The sequence below is a fragment of the Enterobacter sp. B79-1 genome, assembly GCF_057444735.1.
Genome location: NZ_JBYAZJ010000001.1, coordinates 1,458,228 through 1,479,174 on the forward strand (window position 1 = coordinate 1,458,228; position 20,947 = coordinate 1,479,174).

Genomic DNA, 20,947 nt, shown 5'->3' on the forward strand with positions numbered 1-20,947 from the left:
TCCTGCCTTGACAGGGTAAGCCATACTGTTATCCTCCGCTGCCAGACTTTCCCGCCGATCATTGCTTTACAGAAATTGTTTTACAAAAATGGCGATGCAATCTCCGGCGGAGGGTGGGATGATACCCGCCTTCAAAAGCCCGGCCGGTGACATTTGTCCCGATACTGGCGTCAGTTCAGGTATACTGTCTGGCTACGAATTTATAGTTACACAATCTCATTCACCCAGGGGGAAAACTTGCAGGGTAAAGCACTCCAGGATTTTGTTATCGACAAAATTGATGACCTCAAAGGTCAGGACATCATCGCTATCGACGTTAAAGGTAAATCCAGCATCACCGACTGCATGATTATCTGCACCGGTACATCTACTCGCCATGTGGTTTCGATTGCCGATCACGTCGTTCAGGAATCACGTGCAGCAGGGCTGTTACCGCTTGGCGTTGAAGGTGAAGCGACCGCCGACTGGGTGGTTGTCGATCTCGGCGATGTGATTGTCCATGTCATGCAGGAAGAGAGTCGTCGCCTGTATGAGCTGGAAAAACTCTGGGGTTAATGCGTGAAGTTGCAGCTGGTCGCTGTCGGCACCAAAATGCCGGACTGGGTACAAACCGGTTTTACTGAGTATCTGCGTCGTTTTCCAAAAGATATGCCGTTCGAACTGGTGGAAATTCCTGCCGGTAAGCGCGGCAAGAACGCGGATATCAAACGTATTCTCGATAAAGAGGGCGAACTGATGCTGGCTGCCGCAGGCAAAAACCGCATCGTTACCCTCGATATTCCAGGTAAACCCTGGGATACGCCGCAGCTGGCGCACGAACTGGAGCGCTGGAAGCAGGACGGTCGTGATGTCAGTCTGTTGATTGGCGGACCTGAAGGGTTATCCCCCGCCTGCAAAGCGGCAGCAGAACAAAGTTGGTCTCTCTCCGCGCTGACGCTCCCCCACCCGCTTGTTAGGGTGCTGGTGGCAGAAAGCCTGTACCGCGCGTGGAGCATTACTACCAACCACCCCTACCACCGCGAGTAATGACTGACCAGGGTAGATTAAGCAGCGGATGAAACTACAGAATTCTTTTCGCGACTATACGGCTGAGTCCGCGCTGTTTGTGCGCCGGGCACTGGTCGCCTTTACGGGGATTTTGCTGCTGACCGGCGTGCTGATCGCCAACCTCTATAATCTGCAAATTGTCCGCTTTACCGACTACCAGACGCGTTCAAACGAGAACCGCATCAAGCTGGTGCCGATCGCGCCAAGCCGCGGCATTATCTACGACCGTAACGGCACGCCGCTGGCCTTAAACCGCACCATCTACCAAATCGAGATGATGCCGGAAAAGGTCGACAACGTGCAGGATACGCTGAACGCGCTGAGAAGCGTGGTCGATCTCAACGATGACGATATCGCCGCCTTTAAAAAAGAGCGTTCCCGTTCTCATCGCTTCACGTCTATTCCGGTCAAAACCAACCTGACAGAAGTGCAGGTGGCCCGTTTTGCCGTGAACCAGTATCGATTCCCCGGCGTGGAAGTGAAAGGCTATAAGCGCCGCTTCTATCCTTACGGCTCTGCGCTGACGCACGTGATTGGCTACGTTTCCAAGATTAACGATAAAGACGTTGACCGCCTTGATAAAGACGGCAAGCTGGCCAACTACGCCGCAACGCATGATATCGGTAAGCTGGGGATTGAGCGTTATTATGAAGATGTGCTGCACGGCGAAACCGGTTATGAAGAGGTTGAAGTTAACAACCGTGGCCGCGTAATTCGCCAGCTGAAAGAGGTGCCGCCGCAGGCGGGCCATGATGTGTATCTGACACTCGACCTTAAGCTGCAGCAGTATATCGAAACCCTGCTGGCTGGCAGCCGTGCCGCCGTTATCGTCACCGACCCGCGCACCGGTGGAATTCTGGCCATGGTCTCCATGCCGAGCTACGACCCTAACCTCTTCGTGGACGGTATCTCCAGCAAAGATTATTCCGGTCTGCTTAACGATCCGAACACCCCGCTGGTGAACCGTGCGACACAGGGTGTTTACCCGCCTGCGTCAACGGTAAAACCTTACGTTGCGGTTTCTGCACTGAGTGCGGGCGTAATCAATCGCAATACCAGCCTGTTTGACCCCGGCTGGTGGCAGCTACCAGGCTCTGAAAAACGTTACCGCGACTGGAAGAAATGGGGTCACGGTCATCTGAACGTGACCAAATCACTGGAAGAGTCTGCGGATACCTTCTTCTACCAGGTCGCCTATGACATGGGTATTGATCGTCTGTCGACGTGGATGAGTAAATTCGGCTACGGACACTATACCGGTATCGATCTTGCGGAAGAACGTTCTGGCAATATGCCCACCCGCGAATGGAAACTGAAGCGTTTTAAGAAGCCGTGGTATCAGGGTGATACCATTCCGGTCGGGATCGGCCAGGGTTACTGGACAGCCACCCCGCTGCAGATGAACAAAGCGATGATGATCCTCATTAACGACGGCGTAGTGAAGGTTCCTCATCTGCTGCAAAGTACGGTTGAGAATGGCAAGAAAGTCCCGTGGATCCAGCCGCATGAGGCACCGGTGGGCGATATCCATTCCGGCTTCTGGGAAATCGCCAAAGACGGTATGTACGGCGTGGCAAACCGTCCAAACGGGACGGCGCATAAATACTTCGCTGGCGCACCCTACAAAGTGGCTGCTAAATCGGGTACCGCGCAGGTCTTCGGCCTGAAGGCAAACGAAACCTATAACGCGCACAAAATTGCTGAACGTCTGCGTGACCACAAGCTCATGACGGCGTTTGCCCCTTATGATAACCCGCAGGTTGCAGTGGCGATGATTCTCGAAAACGGCGGTGCAGGTCCGGCTGTAGGTACCATCATGCGTCAAATCCTCGACCACATTATGCTGGGTGATAACAACACCGAACTGCCGGCAGAAAATCCGGCAGCCGCTGCGGCGGAGGACCAATAATCATGACGGATAATCCGAATAAAAAATCGCTGTGGGACAAGATCCACATTGACCCTGCCATGCTATTGATTCTGCTGGCTTTGCTGGTATACAGCGCCCTGGTTATCTGGAGCGCCAGCGGTCAGGACATCGGCATGATGGAGCGCAAAATTGGCCAAATCGCGATGGGCCTGGTCATCATGGTGGTGATGGCGCAGATCCCACCCCGCGTGTACGAAGGCTGGGCGCCCTACCTCTATATTTTCTGTATCATCCTGCTTGTTGCGGTTGATGCCTTTGGTGCGATATCCAAGGGCGCACAGCGCTGGCTGGATCTGGGGATCGTCCGCTTCCAGCCGTCGGAAATCGCGAAAATTGCCGTACCGCTGATGGTCGCGCGCTTTATTAACCGCGACGTCTGCCCGCCTTCGCTAAAAAATACCGCGATCGCGCTGGTGCTGATTTTCCTGCCGACCTTGCTGGTTGCAGCACAGCCTGACCTCGGCACCTCGATTCTTATCGCACTGTCCGGCCTGTTTGTCCTGTTCCTGTCAGGCCTGAGCTGGCGTCTGATCGGTATCGCGGTGGTGCTGGTTGCCGCCTTTATCCCCATCCTCTGGTTCTTCCTGATGCATGATTACCAGCGCCAGCGCGTGATGATGCTCCTCGATCCGGAAACCGATCCGCTGGGTGCGGGCTATCATATTATTCAGTCGAAGATTGCGATTGGCTCCGGTGGCCTGCGCGGGAAAGGCTGGCTGCACGGTACACAGTCGCAACTGGAGTTCTTACCGGAACGCCACACCGACTTTATCTTTGCCGTACTGGCGGAAGAGTTAGGGCTGGTTGGCATCTTAATTCTGCTTGCGCTCTACGTGCTGCTGATCATGCGAGGTCTGTGGATTGCCGCACGAGCGCAAACCACCTTTGGTCGCGTGATGGCAGGCGGATTGATGTTGATTTTATTCGTTTATGTCTTCGTAAATATTGGTATGGTGAGTGGTATTCTGCCAGTTGTAGGCGTACCGCTGCCGCTGGTGAGTTACGGGGGCTCGGCACTGATCGTGTTGATGGCCGGGTTTGGTATCGTCATGTCGATCCATACCCACAGAAAAATGTTGTCCAAAAGCGTATAAAAATAAGGGGATCGCAATGCGTAAGCAGTGGCTGGGGATCTGCATCGCAGCAAGTTTACTTGCAGCCTGCACAAGTGATGATGGTCAGCAACAGGCAACCGTCGCGCCGCCGCAGCCTGCGGTCTGTAACGGCCCGATTGTTGAAATTAGCGGTGCCGATCCGATCTATGAACCGCTGAACGCAACGGCGAATCAGGATTATCAGCGCGACGGCAAAAGCTTCAAAATTGTTCAGGATCCTTCCCGTTTCAGCCAGGCTGGCTTTGCCGCCATTTATGATGCCGAGCCGGGTAGTAACCTGACCGCATCAGGCGAAACCTTCGATCCGATGCAAATCACGGCGGCGCATCCTACGCTGCCGATCCCAAGCTATGCTCGCGTCACCAACCTGGCGAACGGCCGTATGATCGTCGTGCGTATCAACGATCGTGGCCCATACGGGAATGACCGCGTGATCTCGCTGTCCCGCGCAGCGGCTGACCGTCTGAACACCTCGAACAACACCAAAGTGCGTATCGATCCGATTATCGTCGCGCAGGATGGTACCCTTTCAGGTCCAGGCACCGCCTGTACGACTGTCGCGAAACAAACCTATGCCCTGCCGGCTCGCCCTGACCTCAGTGGCGGAATGGGAGGCGCGTCTACCCCTGCAGAGCCAGCTCAACCACAGGGCGAAGTCCGCGCCATCAGTAACGATACGTTACAAAGCGATGACAGTACCGGTGCCCCGGTGAAAAGCAGCGGTTTCCTCGGTGCGCCGACAACTTTATCCTCTGGCGTTCTTGAAGGCAGTGAACCCACGCCAGCCCCGGTTGTCGCAGCCCCAATCACGCAACCTGCTCCCGTGACCGCACCAGCGACCGCGCAAAGTACTCCCGCCCCTGCGGCCGCAAGCGGCAGTTACGTGGTTCAGGTCGGCGCCGTCAGCGATCGGGCACGTGCGCAACAGTATCAGCAGCGCTTAACCCAGCAGTTTGATGTCCCGGGCCGCGTTGAGCAAAACGGCGCGGTCTGGCGTATTCAGATGGGACCGTTTGCCAGCAAATCTCAGGCAGCTTCCCTGCAACAGCGTTTGCAAAGTGAAGCGCAGCTCCAGTCATTTATCACTGTTGCGAAGTAATGAATCGGCGGTATCCGAAATGTCAATTTGTGTAAAACACATTCACAATCTCATGATGAAAGTCGGATGCCTGCCTGTATAGCATTTGCTATAGTAAGGCACTTTTTTTAATTCCATCACGGATGTCGTAGTTCTGACCATGAAGACCACTTTTTCTGCTCGTTTTGTGCAGCGCATGGCGCTGACCGCGGCCCTTTGCGCAGCTGCTCTCTCTGCAGCTCACGCGGATGACCTGAACATCAAGACCATGATCCCTGGCGTTCCGCAAATCGACGCGGAATCCTACATCCTGATCGATTACAACTCTGGCAAAGTTCTGGCAGAACAGAATGCCGATGCCCGTCGCGATCCGGCCAGCCTGACTAAAATGATGACCAGCTACGTTATCGGCCAGGCCATGAAGGCAGGTAAATTCAAAGAAACCGACCTGGTTACCATCGGTAACGATGCCTGGGCGACCGGTAACCCGGTGTTCAAAGGATCATCGTTGATGTTCCTCAAACCTGGCATGCAGGTTCCCGTCTCCCAGCTGATCCGCGGTATCAACCTGCAGTCTGGTAACGACGCCTGCGTCGCCATGGCAGATTTCGCAGCAGGCAGCCAGGACGCGTTTGTTGGCCTGATGAACAGCTATGTTTCCGCACTGGGTCTGAAAAACAGTCACTTCCAGACCGTACACGGCCTGGACGCAGACGGTCAGTACAGCTCTGCACGTGACATGGCCCTGATTGGCCAGGCGCTGATCCGTGATGTCCCGAACGAATACACCATCTATAAAGAAAAAGAGTTCACCTTCAACGGTATCCGTCAGACCAACCGTAACGGCCTGCTGTGGGATAACAGCCTGAACGTTGACGGCATCAAGACTGGCCATACCGATAAAGCGGGTTACAACCTGGTGGCCTCTGCGACTGAAGGCCAGATGCGCCTGATTTCCGCCGTGATGGGCGGTCGCACCTTCAAAGGCCGTGAAACCGAAAGCAAAAAACTGCTGACCTGGGGCTTCCGTTTCTTCGAAACCGTCAATCCGCTGAAAGCGGGTAAAGAGTTCGCCTCAGAGCCAGTCTGGTTCGGTGATAATGACCGTGCTTCCCTGGGTGTGGATAAAGATCTGTATCTGACCATTCCTCGTGGCCGCATGAAAGATCTGAAAGCGAGCTACGTGCTCAACACCACCGAACTGCACGCCCCACTGCAGAAGAACCAGGTTGTGGGCACCATCAACTTCCAGCTTGACGGCAAAACCATCGATCAGCGTCCGCTCGTGGTGCTGGATGAAATTCCTGAAGGCAATTTCTTCAGCAAAATCATTGATTACATTAAATTGATGTTCCACCACTGGTTTGGCTAAAAACTGAACACTTGAAAGTGTGATTTTGATCCCCATATACTAAGTATCCTGATAACTCCCACCCGACGTGGGAGTTATTATTTTTTGACGTTACGCCGGAGCTGACATGAAAACCAAACTTAACGAACTGCTTGAATTCCCTACCTCATTTACTTACAAAGTAATGGGTCTGGCGAAGCCTGAGCTGGTTGATCAGGTGGTTGAAGTGGTACAGCGCCATGCGCCGGGTGACTACTCTCCGTCAGTAAAACCAAGCAGCAAGGGCAACTACCACTCGGTTTCTATTACCATCACTGCGACTCACATTGAGCAGGTTGAGACGCTGTACGAAGAACTCGGCAATATCGAAATCGTTCGTATGGTGCTGTAGTCCCTCTGCGGTTACCCGGTTTGCCGGGTAACCCCTCTCCCTGCTGTGATATACTTTCCGCACCCTTTTCTCCCCGTCTTCGGAGACGTCGTTTTGTACCAGGATAACATTCTTGTCCGCCATCTCGGGCTTCAACCTTACGAGCCTGTCTCCCAGGCTATGCATGACTTCACTGATTCACGCGATGAAACCACACCCGATGAAATCTGGTTAGTTGAACACCTTCCTGTGTTTACCCAGGGGCAGGCAGGAAAAGCCGAACATCTGTTGATGACAGGCGATATCCCGGTGATCCAAAGCGATCGCGGTGGGCAGGTCACCTATCATGGTCCGGGTCAGCAGGTGATGTACGTATTGCTCAACCTGAAGCGCAGAAAGTTGGGTGTCCGTGAACTTGTCACCCTGCTGGAGCAAACTGTCGTAAACACCCTCGCAGAATACGGCATTGATGCCCATCCGCGTGCGGATGCGCCGGGCGTATATGTGGGAGAGATGAAGATCTGTTCGCTGGGTCTGCGCATTCGTAAAGGCTGTTCATTCCATGGGCTGGCGCTTAATATCAATATGGATCTCGCCCCCTTCCTGCGCATCAATCCGTGCGGCTATGCGGGTATGGAGATGACGCAAATGTGCCAGTGGGTAGCCACCGCCACCCCGGATATTATTCGTCCTGTACTTTTGAAGAACTTTTTAGCACTGCTTAACAATCCTCCTCACGAATATATCCCTGCTTAATATATGCTTGCTAGTGGCTCGATTATTTGACGGGCCACGGCTATTTCCCGCATTTACGCTTTACAACAATCAGCAGATTCTATATTTTCGAAGCGCCCGCATATTAGCGATACATATTATTCATCAATTTGATAGTGCCGCCTGCGGATCCCATATTACTTGCGTGACAATCACCCAACTGTCTGTTTTCGTTAAACATGTGAAACACTTTACGAATCTCTGCAAGCATAATAAATAAATTCAACTATCATTCATATTGTGAATGGATACGGAGTGAAAGCGTGGAGTCTACTAATTTACCAGCCAAACGCCTGAATGAACCCGGCGGTGAAGATAAGCCACAAATTTTTCGGACTTTACGTAATATTGATCTCAACTTGTTGACTATTTTTGAGGCAGTTTATGTCCATAAGGGTATCGTTAACGCTGCGAAAATTCTTAATCTGACCCCCTCAGCAATTAGCCAGTCAATTCAAAAGCTGCGCGCTATTTTCCCGGATCCGTTATTTATACGTAAGGGCCAGGGCGTAACCCCTACGGCTTATGCCACACATCTGCATGAATACATTAGCCAGGGACTGGAATCGATTCTCGGCGCGCTGGACCTCACGGGCAGCTACGATAAACACAGAACCATCACTATTGGCACCTCCCCCTCACTGGGCGTGCTGGTGATGCCTGCTATCTACAAGACAATAAAGCAACATGCGCCGCAGCTGTTGATCCGCAACGTCACCGTGAATGATCCTGAAACCCAGCTGGCGCAGTTCCAGACCGACCTGATCATTGACAGCAATAATTTCAGTGCAAGGGCTTTAGGCCAGCATGTCCTGTACGCCGACAGCCTGATCCTGGTATGCCGTCAGCATCATCCCGCGTTCAATGCGCCTTTGACGCTAGAAAACCTGCGTGCCTACGAGCATTCCTCTTTTATGGCAGAAGGCCAGGGATCCAACCCGCTACGGCAGCGCATTGATGAACTCTTCCCGGAGCGCCAGGTGAGCTTCAGCAGTTACAATATGTTTACCGTTGCATCCCTGATTGGCAGTAGCGACATGCTGTGCGTCATGCCTCTGCGCCTCTTTAACCTGTTGCGCAAATGCTGGCCGCTAGAGAGCATTCCTCTCGATCAGTTAAATGACGAAACGCTTGAAATTTCGCTGCATTACAACAAGCTAAGCCTGCGCGATCCGGTACTGGAAAACGTCATCAACGTTATCCGCCAGGCCTTCTGAACCCGCCTGGCAGCACAAGCCCCTGCTGTATGCGGGGCAAAACGCACAAAACAACAACTATTTTACAAATTGGCGACCTGGCAGGCTGCTTTACCGACCGTTTCAATGATATACTGCCTGTCGTTCGTTCAAAAATAGTTGATAAATACAACATTCCCTTGAATTGAAACGCTTTCCTTCGATATTCGCAACTGGAACACGCACGCTATGAGTAAACCCATTGTGATGGAACGCGGTGTTAAATACCGCGATGCCGATAAAATGGCCCTTATCCCGGTTAAAAACGTGGCTACAGAGCGCGAAGCGCTGTTAAGAAAACCGGAGTGGATGAAAATCAAACTGCCGGCGGACTCTTCGCGTATCCAGGGGATCAAAGCGGCGATGCGCAAAAATGGCCTTCACTCCGTGTGTGAAGAAGCCTCCTGCCCTAACCTTGCTGAATGTTTCAATCACGGTACCGCGACATTTATGATTTTGGGTGCTATCTGTACCCGCCGCTGCCCGTTCTGCGACGTTGCTCATGGCCGCCCAGTTGCGCCAGATGTGAACGAGCCGCAGAAACTGGCGCAAACCATCGCCGACATGGCGTTGCGTTATGTCGTTATCACCTCGGTTGACCGTGATGACCTGCGTGATGGTGGTGCACAGCACTTTGCAGACTGCATTACTGCCATCCGTGAGAAAAGCCCAAGCATCAAGATTGAGACGCTGGTTCCCGATTTCCGTGGACGTATGGACCGCGCGCTGGATATCCTGACCGCCACCCCACCAGACGTATTCAACCACAACCTGGAAAACGTGCCGCGTATTTACCGTCAGGTGCGTCCAGGCGCAGACTACAACTGGTCTCTGAAGTTGCTGGAGCGTTTTAAAGAAGCGCATCCGCATATTCCGACCAAGTCCGGCCTGATGGTGGGTCTCGGTGAAACCAATGCCGAAATCATCGAAGTGATGCGCGATCTGCGCCGCCACGGTGTCACTATGCTGACGCTGGGGCAGTATCTGCAGCCAAGCCGTCACCACCTGCCGGTACAGCGCTATGTTAGCCCTGATGAGTTCGACGAGATGAAAGCCGAAGCCATGGCGATGGGCTTTACCCATGCAGCGTGTGGCCCGTTTGTTCGCTCTTCCTACCACGCCGATATGCAGGCGAAAGGCGAAGAAGTAAAATAAACCTGTAATATTTTTTTACAGAAACACAAAAAAACCGGCCTCATGAGCCGGTTTTTTTATGCAAGCCTTGCAGGATTGCCATTACTCTTTGTGCGAAAGCTTCTCTGCAGGAACACTATCTTCGGCGCTTTTCTTCGCGGCCGCGTCATCGTCATTCATCGCTTTCTTAAAGCCTTTAATGGCAGCACCCAGGTCTCCACCCAACGTGCGTAACTTCTTGGTACCAAACAGCAGGACGACCAGTGCGGCAACCACCAGCAGTTTGGTAATACTAATCTCACCCATAGATACCTTCTTTACATAAAACAGGCTGCATTAAGCGCCAAAAACCCGATCGTATTAACGGACATTTGACGCGCGCACACAATAGCAATCTGTAACAAGGTGAATCAAGCATTGTTGAAAAAAACATCACAATAATTGCGGTGGCGCAAACCGTCGATTGCGAAGAACGGGTAACTGCCGACGTGCAAGCGCAATTCGCTCTGATAGTATCTCCGTCATTAAAAGCGCTGGCGCTTCGGCTGCTGAGGCGATGGTCACGCCCAACGGATCGATAACCCTGCTCTGTCCAATATTCTTATTCCCACACTCTCCTGAAGCGACCACGTAGCAGGTGGTATCAAGCGCCCTTGCGGCCAACAGCGTCGCCCAGTGGTGCTCTTTTAAGGGCCCTTTAACCCAGGCCGCTGGCAATACCAGGACGTCGGCACCCTGTAAAGCCAGATTCAGTGCCATTTCTGGAAAACGCAGATCGTAGCAGGTCATTAATCCCACGTTAAATCCATCGACATCCAGCAGGGGTGAAACGCTGTCGCCAGGATCGACAAGTCGCGACTCCTGAATGTTGAACGCATCATAGAGATGAAGCTTAGCGTAGCGTGCAATAATCTCGCCGCCACGGATAGCTACAAGCGTATTCACTGCCCGGCCCGGCGCAGAAGGTACATGCACCGTTAAAATGGTCGTCATGAGATTGCCAGCGCTCTCTGCCAGCAGCTGCTGTAAAAACGCTCCGTCCAGCGACTGCGCCGACTTAACCGACATATCAGGATCGTTATCATCCCGTGCCAGCAGCGCTTCGGGAAGCACCAGCAAGGACGCCCCCTTCTGTCGCGCCTGGGCCATCAGGGAGACGCATGTTCCCGCATTCTCATTCCAGTCCGGCGTTACCGCAAACTGCCCTACTGCAACATACATATTTGTCCCCCGGTCAAAAACAGCGTTACACTCGACGTACTTACACATCCAATAGCAGGTATTGACAGTGTTACAACTACTTATAGCCGTTTTTATTGGCGGAGGCACGGGTAGCGTTGCGCGGTGGTTTTTGAGTATGCGGTTTAACCCTCTTCATCAGGCCATTCCCATGGGAACCCTGGCAGCAAACCTGATTGGTGCCTTTATTATCGGTATGGGGCTAGCCTGGTTTAACCGCATGACACATATCGACCCGGTGTGGAAGGTATTGATTACCACCGGCTTCTGCGGCGGTTTAACGACGTTCTCCACCTTCTCTGCTGAAGTGGTGTTCCTGTTTCAGGAAGGTCGCATTGGCTGGGCATTAACGAACATCGCCATCAATATGCTCGGTTCATTTGCGATGACCGGGATCGCATTTTGGCTCTTTTCTTCCGCCAGCGCGCATTAATCGTCCGACGTTAATGTTGGCTTAATTTTTCTCTGCCACTCTGGACGTAATACGGAGCGAGGGTGACAGTATGAAAGAACAGTTGATGAGCGCAGGAATGGTTTTGCTGAGCGTGGCAATCGTCGCCAGCTTCCTGAAAATGTATCTGATTGGTTGATTCAGAACGAAAAAAACCCGCTCAGAGAGCGGGTTTTGAAATTCTTGCTGACGCGTCTGAATTACAGAGCGATTACGTTAGCAGCAGAAGGGCCTTTGGCACCGTTAGTGATTTCAAACTCAACGCGCTGACCTTCAGCCAGGGTTTTGAAACCATTAGACTGGATTGCAGAGAAGTGTACGAACACATCTTTGCTGCCATCTTCAGGAGTAATGAAACCGAATCCTTTGGACTCATTAAACCACTTAACGTTACCTTTAATCTTAGACATCAAAATTACCTTTACATTAAAAAACGACACAAATGCTGTGTCGGGTATCAGTACATCAATTGTGGAACCTTTTGTCCAGCGGATCTTTGCTAAAAAGTGACAAAAGTCGCGTTAATTTTCGCTGACGGATTTTTATCCTTTACGATTCAACGAGAGTGCACTTTTTCGCCAGTTTGTTATGTTTTGTCAGTTAAAACTGAAAACGCATCCAGGCAAAGTAAACGTTTCCGTTGTTATAGGTTCCCGGGATGTAGGTCATCTGGAACGTCGCGGGACCATAGCCAATGGATGCCAACGGCAGCAAGACCGGGACCGGAATGTATTTCCAGTTATCACGCGCCGTAAAGCCTGCCGTGTAGCCCAGGCCAAGATGGAAGTTGTCATCCGCTAATGGACGCCACGTTTTCTCCCAGCCGTAACCGCCAATCGGCTCCCACTTGTTGTAGGAGTCCTTAAACGCCATCAGGTACAGTCCGTGCCAGTTTCCTTTATCGTCCCAACGGGACTGACCAAAACCCGCTCCCCAGGGACGTTCGTTGTAGCGGTCCGTTTTTTCTTTGTCATAGGCAAAACGTGCATGCCACGTTATCGCCGGAATATAGAGATCGTAATGTTCTGGCTCCTTCCAGGTTTGCGCGACGTTATCCGTAAACGTTGAGAACCAACCTTTATCCGCCGCGTTATCCTCTGCCCTGGCGACAGAAGAGAAAGTTAACTGCCCAAAAATAAACAATAAAATCAGGAAAAATTTATTACGTACCATCACAATGCAATTACCATTCTTAGTATTCAAGGCAAAGTTTACCATAGAATAGTTGAATGAATCCTTAACAACATCAGCGTTATTCCTAATTAATGGCCCTAAATCCGAGAATATTCTTAGAAAAAGGATGAGAAGATGCACTCCAGCCCTGCCGGGCTCTGCCGCCGCCCTCAGCACTCGTCAGTAAGCCCGCCAACCGTTCTCACCTTTGTCCATATTCGTAGCACTTCTACCTCATAACTACTATATTCAGCCACAAAACCTGAAGGCCAATGACGCTATATTAAAGACAATTAATTCGCACAATAAAATATAACTTTCAATACAACCCACAAAGTCTTTTTAAATTTGCATAGCATGTGAAAGATATTTATACGTTGCGCCAAAATAATACTATCCCCGTAGAAGAAAAAATGATTTTGAGCCAAACGCATCATATGGCTTATGGCAAAAGGCTGCCAGGTGCACAGAAGAGACAGGCTTCAGCGCCCCGCACGTTCCCGACCAGCCGTGCGCTAAATGACATATAATGGTGTATCCGGCGGTCAATACCCATATGACATAAATGCCGGAGTGATGGCAAAAATAGCGTCAATGCCTTCTTTAGTAGTCTTTTTATTGATTTTAATCAGCAAGGACTGAGCAATAATTCGGCACATTCTCATCCTTCTTTTTTATTGATTATTTGTGCTCTCGGGTAGCAAGGAGACAGGGGAAATCATGCTTACGTTTATCGAACTCCTTATCGGAGTCGTCGTCATTGTCGGTGTAGCCCGCTACATCATTAAAGGGTACTCAGCCACAGGCGTGTTATTCGTCGGCGGCTTAACCCTGCTGATTGTTAGCGCGCTAATGGGTCATCAGGTGTTACCTGCCAGCGCAGCCAGCACCGGCTACACGGCCACCGACATTGTTGAATATATAAAAATTCTGCTCATGAGCCGCGGTGGCGACCTGGGCATGATGATTATGATGCTGTGCGGTTTTGCCGCCTATATGACCCATATCGGCGCAAACGATATGGTGGTCAAACTGGCGTCGAAACCACTGCAGTACATCAACTCCCCCTATTTGCTCATGGTCGCGGCCTATTTCCTCGCCTGCCTGATGTCCCTTGCGGTTTCGTCTGCAACCGGCCTTGGCGTACTGTTAATGGCAACCCTGTTCCCGGTTATGGTCAACGTCGGTATCAGCCGTGGCGCGGCCGCGGCAATTTGTGCCTCTCCGGCAGCCATTATTCTCTCCCCAACCTCCGGCGACGTTGTGCTGGCGGCAAAGGCGGCGGAGATGTCACTCATCGATTTCGCCTTTAAGACCACGCTGCCCATCTCCATTGTTGCCATCGTGGGTATGGGCATCGCCCACTTCTTCTGGCAGCGCTATCTCGATAAGAAAGAGAACATCAGCCATGAAATGCTGGACGTGAGTGAAATCACCACCACTGCGCCCGCGTTTTACGCCATTCTGCCGTTCACCCCGATTATCGGGGTACTGATTTTTGACGGCAAATGGGGTCCACAGCTGCACATCATCACCATTCTGGTGATCTGTATGCTGCTGGCAGCCTTGCTGGAATTTGTGCGCGGCTTCAACACTCAGAAGGTGTTCTCAGGACTGGAAGTGGCCTATCGCGGGATGGCGGATGCGTTTGCTGGCGTCGTGATGCTGCTGGTTGCCGCGGGCGTGTTTGCCCAGGGTCTCAGCACCATCGGCTTTATTCAGAGCCTGATCTCCATCGCCACCTCGTTCGGCTCTGCCAGCATTATCCTGATGCTGGTCCTGGTGATCCTCACCATGCTGGCGGCAATGACCACGGGTTCCGGTAACGCACCGTTTTATGCCTTCGTTGAGATGATCCCGAAACTGGCTCACTCCTCTGGCATTAACCCGGCTTACCTTTCTATCCCGATGCTTCAGGCCTCAAACCTGGGCCGTACCATCTCTCCAGTATCGGGTGTGGTGGTTGCCGTCGCCGGTATGGCAAAAATCTCGCCGTTTGAGGTCGTGAAACGGACGTCAGTACCCGTGCTGGTTGGCCTGATCATCGTGATCATCGCCACTGAAGTGCTGGTTCCCGGCGCCGCCTAAGCGAAATTCCTGATAACCAAAAAGCGCCTGCGGGCGCTTTTTGTGCTTTAATAATTTCCAGAAATTAATTGCACTCAATCGATCAGGAAATCAAATGTTCAGTAAGGATATCGCTATCCCATCTGGCGCTATGGCGCTTGCCCTTTGTGTCCTCTCCGCACAAGCAGAACCCCTCAAGGCAACGCAATATAGCGATTTCGATCGCTACGTTCTGGCGCTCTCCTGGCAAACCGGATTCTGTCAGAGCATGGTCGAACGCAATCGCAATGAACCCGATGAATGTCGCCTGCAAAAAGAGAGCGCCAGCAAAACTGATTTCCTGACCGTGCACGGCTTATGGCCTGGCCTGCCAAAATCCATCGCGTCACGCGGGGTAGATGAACGCCGCTGGATGCGCTTTGGCTGTGCCACCCGCCCCGTCCCGAACATGCCTGAAGCAAAAGCAAGCCGTAAATGTTCTGCCGCAGAAACCGGGCTGTCACTTTCAGGCGCCGCAAAGCTTAACAGCGTGATGCCCGGCGCGGGCGGGAACTCCTGCCTGGAACGTTACGAATATGCCAAACATGGCGTCTGCTTTGGTTTTGATCCCGACGCTTACTTCGGCACCATGGTGCGTTTAAATCAGGATGTTAAAACCAGCGCAGTCGGTAAATTTCTGGCGGATAACTACGGCAAGACCGTCAGCCGCCGTGACTTTGATAATGCCGTCGCGAAAAGCTGGGGCAAACAGAACGTCAAAGCCATTAAGCTTACCTGTAACGGCAATCCGGCTTATCTGACCGAGATGCAGATCTCCCTGAAAGCCGACACCATTAATGCCCCTCTCTCGTCGGCCTCTTTTGCGCCGCAACCGCATCCAGGCAACTGCGGCAAACAGTTCGTGATTGATAAAGCAGGTTACTGACCCGCGCCCGGACGCACCATATCGAACCGGTGTTCATCGCTGATGCCGTAATACGCCGTCGGCCCACCCGCACGCAGGATGGGCTGCGCTTTTGCGGTCTGATAAATCCCCTCTTCCAGCAGCGTATCAGCAATATGAATACCGACCACTTCTCCCAATACCAGCCAGGTGTCCACCGGCGTACCGTCTGCGCCGGTCAGCTGGATGCACTGCGACAGGCGGCACTCAAAATTTACCGGGCTTTCTGCCACGCGCGGCGCTTTCACCAGCTGGCTGGCGACGGGCGTGAGTCCGGCAAAGGAAAACTCATCTTCATCATGGGGGAGCATGGCCGAGGTTTTGTTCATCGCAGCAGCCAGATCGCGCGTGGCCAGGTTCCAGACAAACTCGCCCGTTTCGTGAATATTGCGCACGCTGTCTTTCCAGCCGTTGCTGGAAAAACCAATGATCGGTGGCCGATAGTTGAAACAGTTAAAGAAGCTGTACGGCGCGAGGTTAAGCAGGCCGTTCGTGTCGCAGGACGAGATCCAGCCAATCGGGCGCGGGCCAATAATGGCGTTCAGCGGATCGTGCGGCAGGCCGTGACCCTGAGACGGTTGGTAGAAGTACATCGTTCTCTCTCATTTATGGGGCGCAACGCCCAGGTTCAGGAGACTCAGCGTAACGTATTCCGCCCGTAATGAAGACTGAATAAATTTCAGCGAAAATTCATATGGACCATGAATGTGACCTTCATCACTTCAAACTTGCACGCTCAGCCAGTATCATCGGGAGAGTTAAACCCTCGCTGCCAGACGGCGAGGGTTTTCTTTTGGATTGGTTTCTGCGTTACACGCAGTATTAACGACATGGAGTAAAAAATGTCCAGACCCACAATTATCATTAATGAGCTCGACGCAGAACGTATTGACCGTCTTCTGGAGAAACCCGAATTCGCTTCTCTCCCGGTAGCCGATGCGCTGAACGAGGAGCTTGACCGGGCGCAGATGTGCACGCCTGAGACCATGCCTCAGGATGTGGTTACCATGAACAGCCAGGTGAAATTTCGTAACCTGACGACGGGCGAAGAGTTGACCCGCACGCTGGTCTATCCGACGCAAATGACCGACAGCAGCACACAGCTTTCCGTACTGGCACCTGTGGGTGCGGCCCTGCTTGGGTTGCGCACAGGTGATACCATTCACTGGGAACTACCGGGTGGCGCGTCGACGCATCTGGAAGTGCTTGAGCTGCTCTACCAGCCAGAAGCCGCAGGCGATTACCTCCGTTAATCCCGCGCTTTCTGCCCAGCAAAGAGGATGCGCTTGCATCCTCTTTTCGTCATTTCACCCGATTGTCCTATATCGCTCAAAATCACCTTAATCCACGCTTAATCTGTTTTGTTGCCGCGGGGACGGTTATGAGTGAGATACTGGCTATCACACTTATTTTTCTCATTTTTTTGGCGATTATCGTCATGGCCGTGCTGTATCTTGAGCGCCACTGGTAAACGACTACGCTCACACTACCCCGCCGGGGAAAGCGTTAACCAGCCCCTTAACCTGCTGCTCCGCCGCCTCGGGGCTTTCCGCGCCAGGAACCAGAATGACTTTGCGACATGCCTCTTCCCGTTTCTCAAAAATCTTGTACGCACGTTCAGCGTCGGCCAGAGGCAAATAATGCGTGACGATCTCCTCCGGCGTCAGCAGCCCTTTTTCAATCAGCGGCAGCAGTTCGCCCAGCCAGGCATGAACGTGTGTCTGCCCCATCTTAAAGCTGATCCCTTTATCAAATGCGTCGCCAAATAAGAACCCATGAATAAACCCGGCATAGACGCCCGGCACGCTCACCACCCCACCGCGTCGCACGGCCGCGATACACTGGCGTAGCGCTTTGCCGCTGCTTCCTTCAATCTTGAGATTACTGAGGAGGGTTTCCGTGGTGCTGCCCTTGGCTTCAAACCCGACCGCGTCAATCACCGCATCCACGCCGCGCTGCCCCGCCGTCTGCTCAATGATTTTTTCCGCCGCGTCGTTATCATCGTCAAAGTTAATGGGAATGGCACCGTAACGTTCCTGAGCAAACTGAAGCCGGTACGGATGATGGTCAATGACAAAAATCTGTTCAGCCCCTAACAGTCGCGCGCAGGCGATGGTCAGCAAACCGACTGGCCCCGCGCCGAAAACTGCCACGCTCGAGCCTTTTGTAATCTGCGCGTTTTTTGCTGCCTGCCAGGCTGTGGGCAAAATATCTGAGAGGAACAGCGCTTTGTCATCTGACAACAGTTGCGGCACCTTGAACGGTCCGACATTGCCTTTCGGCACGCGAACGTATTCCGCCTGTCCTCCCGGCACGCCGCCGTAAAGGTGGCTGTAACCAAACAGTGCGGCAGGGGCTGGTATTTGCTTTTTGTTCAGCGCCGCGCCCTGCCCGGCGTTGGTTTTCTCGCAGGCCGCATACTGTTGCAGACGGCAAAAAAAGCAGTCGCCACAGGCAATCACGAAGGGGATCACGACCCGCTCACCCTTCTGCACGTTCTTCACATCCCTGCCGGTTTCGACCACTTCACCCATAAACTCATGACCAAAAATGTCGCCATGCTCGACCTTCGGGATCTTACCGCGGTAGAGATGCAGATCGGATCCACAAATCGCCGTCGCCGTGACGCGCAGGATGATATCGTCAGGTTGTTCAATGACGGGATCGGGAACATTATCCACGCGAACATGGTGTGGACCGTGGTACGTGAGTGCTTTCATGCGACCTCCGAAAGGATGTGAGTAAGCTTCTAAAAGGGTAGCGTCCTCTGAAGGTCAGCTCTGAAATCAGGCCGTTTTGAGATTTATCCTGGCGGAATAGAAAAGTGCTGTTCAGATTACAGAAAGCGATAATATTTTATGTTTGAATGAATTCAGCGTTTATAAACAAGGAGAAACGGGTATGTATCAGACAATCATTATGCCGGTTGATGTTTTTGAGATGGAGTTGAGCGACAAGGCCGTTCGCCACGCGGAGTTCCTTGCGCAGCAGGACGGCATTATTCATCTTCTTCATGTATTACCGGGTTCGGCCAGCCTGAGCCTGCATCGTTTTGCCGCCGACGTGCGCCGCTTCGAAGAGCACCTTCAGCACGAAGCCGAAACCCGACTGCAAACCATGGTTGAGCACTTCAGCATTGACCCATCGCGCATCAAAACCCACGTCCGTTTTGGCAGCGTGCGTGATGCCGTAAACGAACTGGCCGGTGAGTTGAAAGCCGACGTGGTGGTGATTGGCTCGCGTAATCCGTCGATCACCACTCACCTGCTGGGGTCGAATGCCTCCAGCGTGATCCGCCACACCCACATTCCGGTGATGGTGGTTCGGTAAAAAAACAGAGGCCACCTTTCGGTGGCCTCTTGCTATTGCAGGTGTCGTCTTACTTTCTTTTATTATGCGGTTTTGGTGCGAATCAGGTAATCAAACGAACTCAGTGACGCCTTCGCACCTTCGCCGGTAGCGATGATAATCTGCTTATACGGCACGGTGGTACAGTCACCCGCCGCAAACACGCCCTTCACGCTGGTTTCGCATTTCGCATCGATGATGATCTCGCCCATGCGATTGCGCTCAATCGCGCCTTCCAGCCAGGTGGTGTTTGGTAACAGGCCAATCTGCACGAAGATCCCCGAAAGCTGAACGCTGTGAACATCGCCGCTCACGCGGTCGCGGTATTCCAGCCCCGTCACTTTGCTGCCGTCGCCCTTCACTTCCGTGGTCTGCGCGTTCAGCACGATGTCGACGTTTTTCAGGCTGCGTACTTTGTCCTGCAGAACCTGATCGGCCTTCATCTCTGGAGCGAACTCCAGAAGCGTAACGTGTTCAACAATCCCCGCCAGGTCGATTGCCGCTTCCACGCCGGAGTTACCGCCGCCGATCACCGCCACGCGTTTACCTTTAAACAGCGGGCCGTCGCAGTGCGGACAGTAGGTTACGCCTTTAGTACGATACTGATCTTCACCCGGCACGTTCATGTTGCGCCATTTCGCGCCGGTCGCAATGATGATGCTGCGCGCTTTCAGCACCGCGCCGGACGCGGTTTCAATCTGGTGTAAACCACCCTCGACCGCTGCCGGAACCAGCTTGCTGGCGCTCTGGCTGTCGATCACGTCCACGTCGTAGTCGCTGACGTGCGCTTTCAGTGCCCCTGCCAGTTTCTGACCTTCCGTTTTTGGCACGGAAATGTAGTTTTCAATATCCACGGTATCGAGCACCTGACCGCCAAAACGTTCGCCCATCAGGCCGGTGCGGATCCCTTTACGTGCGGAGTACACCGCCGCCGCTGCGCCCGCCGGGCCGGAACCGACGATCAGCACGTCGTAGGCATCGCGTTTGTTCAGCTCTTCTGCCGCACGTTTTTCTGCGCCGGTGTCCACTTTGGCCACGATTTCCGTCAGGGTCATACGGCCCTGGCCAAACTCCTGACCGTTCATGTAGACCGCCGGAACGCCCATCACGTTGCGATCGGTGATTTCATTCTGGAAGGTACCGCCGTCAATCGCCGTGTGCTTAATGCGCGGGTTCAGGACTGACATCAGGTTCAGCGCCTGCACCACGTCCGGGCAGTTGTGGCAGGAGAGCGAGTAATAGGTTTCAAACTCGAAATCACCGTCGATATCGCGGATCTGCTCCAGCAGCGCCTGCGCTTCTTTTGACGGATGACCACCGGTCCACAGCAGCGCCAGCACCAGTGAGGTAAATTCGTGACCCAGCGGAGATCCGGCAAAGCGCGGTCCCTGGTCGGAGCCTGGGTTGGTAATCAGGAAAGAGGGCTTACGAACGGCCAGCGCGTTGTCTTCTTTGAAAGTTACTTTCGGCGACAGTTCGGCGATCTCCGCCAGCAGTTCCTTGATCTCTGCCGATTTGGCGCTGTCATCCAGCGTGGCAATCAGCTCAACGGGTTTGGTCAGTTTCTCAAGGTAGGCCTTGAGCTGGGTTTTCATGTTTGTGTCGAGCATTGTTCTTCCCTCTCTTAAGACGTCATCATGCAAGCTGCCTTATACGGGCGGCCTGAATGCAACTTGCATCATGGTGCTGGAA

At 53.0% G+C, this 20,947-nt stretch carries 23 protein-coding genes; 16 read left to right on the plus strand and 7 right to left on the minus strand.

Annotated elements, in window-relative coordinates; genetic code table 11:
* The first annotated feature begins 237 nt into the window (after window positions 1–237).
* The 10 genes from rsfS to lipA all read left to right on the plus strand — a co-directional run bounded on the left by rsfS (window position 238) and on the right by lipA (window position 10,055).
* Complete coding sequence (gene rsfS, locus AC2T6E_RS07065; RefSeq protein ID WP_003858696.1) at window positions 238–555, plus strand: ribosome silencing factor; 318 nt, start codon at window positions 238–240, stop codon at window positions 553–555.
* 3 nt (window positions 556–558) lie between these two features.
* On the plus strand, window positions 559–1,026 hold the full coding sequence (gene rlmH, locus AC2T6E_RS07070; protein WP_003858701.1) for a 23S rRNA (pseudouridine(1915)-N(3))-methyltransferase RlmH: 468 nt from the start codon (window positions 559–561) through the stop codon (window positions 1,024–1,026).
* 28 nt (window positions 1,027–1,054) lie between these two features.
* Complete coding sequence (gene mrdA, locus AC2T6E_RS07075) at window positions 1,055–2,956, plus strand: peptidoglycan DD-transpeptidase MrdA (protein WP_089598886.1); 1,902 nt, start codon at window positions 1,055–1,057, stop codon at window positions 2,954–2,956.
* Between the two features lie 2 nt (window positions 2,957–2,958).
* On the plus strand, window positions 2,959–4,071 hold the full coding sequence (gene mrdB / locus AC2T6E_RS07080) for a peptidoglycan glycosyltransferase MrdB (RefSeq protein WP_042715186.1): 1,113 nt from the start codon (window positions 2,959–2,961) through the stop codon (window positions 4,069–4,071).
* A 16-nt stretch (window positions 4,072–4,087) separates the two neighbouring features.
* Complete coding sequence (gene rlpA, locus AC2T6E_RS07085; protein ID WP_108415850.1) at window positions 4,088–5,191, plus strand: endolytic peptidoglycan transglycosylase RlpA; 1,104 nt, start codon at window positions 4,088–4,090, stop codon at window positions 5,189–5,191.
* Window positions 5,192–5,330: 139 nt separating this feature from the next.
* A complete protein-coding gene (gene dacA, locus AC2T6E_RS07090; RefSeq protein WP_042715190.1) occupies window positions 5,331–6,542 on the plus strand; it encodes a D-alanyl-D-alanine carboxypeptidase DacA in 1,212 nt (403 codons plus the stop codon).
* 106 nt (window positions 6,543–6,648) lie between these two features.
* On the plus strand, window positions 6,649–6,912 hold the full coding sequence (gene ybeD / locus AC2T6E_RS07095; protein ID WP_006177135.1) for a DUF493 family protein YbeD: 264 nt from the start codon (window positions 6,649–6,651) through the stop codon (window positions 6,910–6,912).
* Window positions 6,913–7,005: 93 nt separating this feature from the next.
* Window positions 7,006–7,647, plus strand: a complete 642-nt coding sequence (gene lipB / locus AC2T6E_RS07100; RefSeq protein ID WP_010428573.1) for a lipoyl(octanoyl) transferase LipB — start codon at window positions 7,006–7,008, stop codon at window positions 7,645–7,647.
* Between the two features lie 281 nt (window positions 7,648–7,928).
* Window positions 7,929–8,882 carry a YbeF family transcriptional regulator gene (locus tag AC2T6E_RS07105; RefSeq protein WP_010428572.1) on the plus strand — a complete coding sequence of 318 codons (954 nt, stop codon included), beginning with the start codon at window positions 7,929–7,931 and terminating at the stop codon, window positions 8,880–8,882.
* Between the two features lie 207 nt (window positions 8,883–9,089).
* Window positions 9,090–10,055: a lipoyl synthase gene (lipA, locus tag AC2T6E_RS07110; protein WP_010428570.1), complete on the plus strand. Its 966-nt coding sequence runs from the start codon at window positions 9,090–9,092 to the stop codon at window positions 10,053–10,055.
* 81 nt (window positions 10,056–10,136) lie between these two features.
* Here lipA and tatE read toward each other — a convergent pair whose 3' ends face one another.
* Window positions 10,137–10,340, minus strand: coding sequence for a twin-arginine translocase subunit TatE (gene tatE / locus AC2T6E_RS07115; protein ID WP_010428567.1), 204 nt, complete (start codon window positions 10,338–10,340; stop codon window positions 10,137–10,139).
* 126 nt (window positions 10,341–10,466) lie between these two features.
* Window positions 10,467–11,255: a deaminated glutathione amidase gene (locus AC2T6E_RS07120; protein ID WP_120159138.1), complete on the minus strand. Its 789-nt coding sequence runs from the start codon at window positions 11,253–11,255 to the stop codon at window positions 10,467–10,469.
* A gap of 67 nt (window positions 11,256–11,322) precedes the next feature.
* On the opposite strand from AC2T6E_RS07120, the gene crcB reads away from it, so the two are divergent.
* Window positions 11,323–11,706 carry a fluoride efflux transporter CrcB gene (gene crcB, locus AC2T6E_RS07125; RefSeq protein ID WP_100165302.1) on the plus strand — a complete coding sequence of 128 codons (384 nt, stop codon included), beginning with the start codon at window positions 11,323–11,325 and terminating at the stop codon, window positions 11,704–11,706.
* A 218-nt stretch (window positions 11,707–11,924) separates the two neighbouring features.
* Here the strand turns inward: crcB and cspE are convergent, their stop codons facing one another.
* Window positions 11,925–12,134 (minus strand): transcription antiterminator/RNA stability regulator CspE, encoded by a 210-nt coding sequence (cspE, locus tag AC2T6E_RS07130; protein ID WP_002439184.1) that lies wholly within the window; start codon window positions 12,132–12,134, stop codon window positions 11,925–11,927.
* A gap of 190 nt (window positions 12,135–12,324) precedes the next feature.
* Window positions 12,325–12,942 carry a lipid IV(A) palmitoyltransferase PagP gene (gene pagP, locus AC2T6E_RS07135; protein ID WP_371317569.1) on the minus strand — a complete coding sequence of 206 codons (618 nt, stop codon included), beginning with the start codon at window positions 12,940–12,942 and terminating at the stop codon, window positions 12,325–12,327.
* 675 nt (window positions 12,943–13,617) lie between these two features.
* Between pagP and dcuC the strand changes: the two genes are divergently transcribed.
* Window positions 13,618–14,985: an anaerobic C4-dicarboxylate transporter DcuC gene (dcuC, locus tag AC2T6E_RS07140; RefSeq protein WP_089598881.1), complete on the plus strand. Its 1,368-nt coding sequence runs from the start codon at window positions 13,618–13,620 to the stop codon at window positions 14,983–14,985.
* A 130-nt stretch (window positions 14,986–15,115) separates the two neighbouring features.
* On the plus strand, window positions 15,116–15,889 hold the full coding sequence (rna, locus tag AC2T6E_RS07145) for a ribonuclease I (RefSeq protein WP_379970916.1): 774 nt from the start codon (window positions 15,116–15,118) through the stop codon (window positions 15,887–15,889).
* Here the strand turns inward: rna and AC2T6E_RS07150 are convergent.
* The gene (locus AC2T6E_RS07150) at window positions 15,883–16,500 is read right to left on the minus strand and encodes a flavin reductase family protein (RefSeq protein WP_120159136.1); all 618 of its coding nucleotides are present in this window, start codon (window positions 16,498–16,500) and stop codon (window positions 15,883–15,885) included. The two genes, rna and AC2T6E_RS07150, sit on opposite strands and share 7 nt — an antisense overlap.
* A 249-nt stretch (window positions 16,501–16,749) precedes the next feature.
* Here AC2T6E_RS07150 and rnk point away from each other — a divergent pair, with 249 nt between their 5' ends.
* Window positions 16,750–17,160, plus strand: coding sequence for a nucleoside diphosphate kinase regulator (gene rnk, locus AC2T6E_RS07155; RefSeq protein ID WP_010428502.1), 411 nt, complete (start codon window positions 16,750–16,752; stop codon window positions 17,158–17,160).
* Window positions 17,161–17,288: 128 nt separating this feature from the next.
* Window positions 17,289–17,378 (plus strand): small membrane protein YldA, encoded by a 90-nt coding sequence (gene yldA, locus AC2T6E_RS07160; protein WP_283095801.1) that lies wholly within the window; start codon window positions 17,289–17,291, stop codon window positions 17,376–17,378.
* A 10-nt stretch (window positions 17,379–17,388) separates the two neighbouring features.
* On the opposite strand, the gene AC2T6E_RS07165 is transcribed toward yldA, so the two are convergent.
* Window positions 17,389–18,627: a zinc-dependent alcohol dehydrogenase gene (locus AC2T6E_RS07165; RefSeq protein ID WP_148401332.1), complete on the minus strand. Its 1,239-nt coding sequence runs from the start codon at window positions 18,625–18,627 to the stop codon at window positions 17,389–17,391.
* A 181-nt stretch (window positions 18,628–18,808) separates the two neighbouring features.
* On the opposite strand from AC2T6E_RS07165, the gene uspG reads away from it, so the two are divergent.
* Entirely contained in the window at window positions 18,809–19,237 is a 429-nt protein-coding gene (gene uspG, locus AC2T6E_RS07170; protein ID WP_042715222.1) for a universal stress protein UspG, read from the plus strand.
* A 62-nt stretch (window positions 19,238–19,299) separates the two neighbouring features.
* Here the strand turns inward: uspG and ahpF are convergent, their stop codons facing one another.
* Window positions 19,300–20,865, minus strand: a complete 1,566-nt coding sequence (ahpF, locus tag AC2T6E_RS07175) for an alkyl hydroperoxide reductase subunit F (protein ID WP_109081159.1) — start codon at window positions 20,863–20,865, stop codon at window positions 19,300–19,302.
* Between the last annotated feature and the right edge of the window lie 82 nt (window positions 20,866–20,947).

What these genes read in the sequence shown, in the direction of transcription:
- mrdA (WP_089598886.1), top strand. Translation starts at nt 1,055, where the DNA reads ATGAAACTACAGAATTCTTTTCGCGACTATACGGCTGAGTCCGCGCTG.
- mrdB (WP_042715186.1), top strand. Translation starts at nt 2,959, where the DNA reads ATGACGGATAATCCGAATAAAAAATCGCTGTGGGACAAGATCCACATT.
- rlpA (WP_108415850.1), top strand. Translation starts at nt 4,088, where the DNA reads ATGCGTAAGCAGTGGCTGGGGATCTGCATCGCAGCAAGTTTACTTGCA.
- dacA (WP_042715190.1), top strand. Translation starts at nt 5,331, where the DNA reads ATGAAGACCACTTTTTCTGCTCGTTTTGTGCAGCGCATGGCGCTGACC.
- ybeD (WP_006177135.1), top strand. Translation starts at nt 6,649, where the DNA reads ATGAAAACCAAACTTAACGAACTGCTTGAATTCCCTACCTCATTTACT.
- lipA (WP_010428570.1), top strand. Translation starts at nt 9,090, where the DNA reads ATGAGTAAACCCATTGTGATGGAACGCGGTGTTAAATACCGCGATGCC.
- tatE (WP_010428567.1), bottom strand. Translation starts at nt 10,340, where the DNA reads ATGGGTGAGATTAGTATTACCAAACTGCTGGTGGTTGCCGCACTGGTC.
- AC2T6E_RS07120 (WP_120159138.1), bottom strand. Translation starts at nt 11,255, where the DNA reads ATGTATGTTGCAGTAGGGCAGTTTGCGGTAACGCCGGACTGGAATGAG.
- cspE (WP_002439184.1), bottom strand. Translation starts at nt 12,134, where the DNA reads ATGTCTAAGATTAAAGGTAACGTTAAGTGGTTTAATGAGTCCAAAGGA.
- pagP (WP_371317569.1), bottom strand. Translation starts at nt 12,942, where the DNA reads ATGGTAAACTTTGCCTTGAATACTAAGAATGGTAATTGCATTGTGATG.
- dcuC (WP_089598881.1), top strand. Translation starts at nt 13,618, where the DNA reads ATGCTTACGTTTATCGAACTCCTTATCGGAGTCGTCGTCATTGTCGGT.
- rna (WP_379970916.1), top strand. Translation starts at nt 15,116, where the DNA reads ATGGCGCTTGCCCTTTGTGTCCTCTCCGCACAAGCAGAACCCCTCAAG.
- AC2T6E_RS07150 (WP_120159136.1), bottom strand. Translation starts at nt 16,500, where the DNA reads ATGTACTTCTACCAACCGTCTCAGGGTCACGGCCTGCCGCACGATCCG.
- rnk (WP_010428502.1), top strand. Translation starts at nt 16,750, where the DNA reads ATGTCCAGACCCACAATTATCATTAATGAGCTCGACGCAGAACGTATT.
- yldA (WP_283095801.1), top strand. Translation starts at nt 17,289, where the DNA reads ATGAGTGAGATACTGGCTATCACACTTATTTTTCTCATTTTTTTGGCG.
- AC2T6E_RS07165 (WP_148401332.1), bottom strand. Translation starts at nt 18,627, where the DNA reads ATGAAAGCACTCACGTACCACGGTCCACACCATGTTCGCGTGGATAAT.
- uspG (WP_042715222.1), top strand. Translation starts at nt 18,809, where the DNA reads ATGTATCAGACAATCATTATGCCGGTTGATGTTTTTGAGATGGAGTTG.
- ahpF (WP_109081159.1), bottom strand. Translation starts at nt 20,865, where the DNA reads ATGCTCGACACAAACATGAAAACCCAGCTCAAGGCCTACCTTGAGAAA.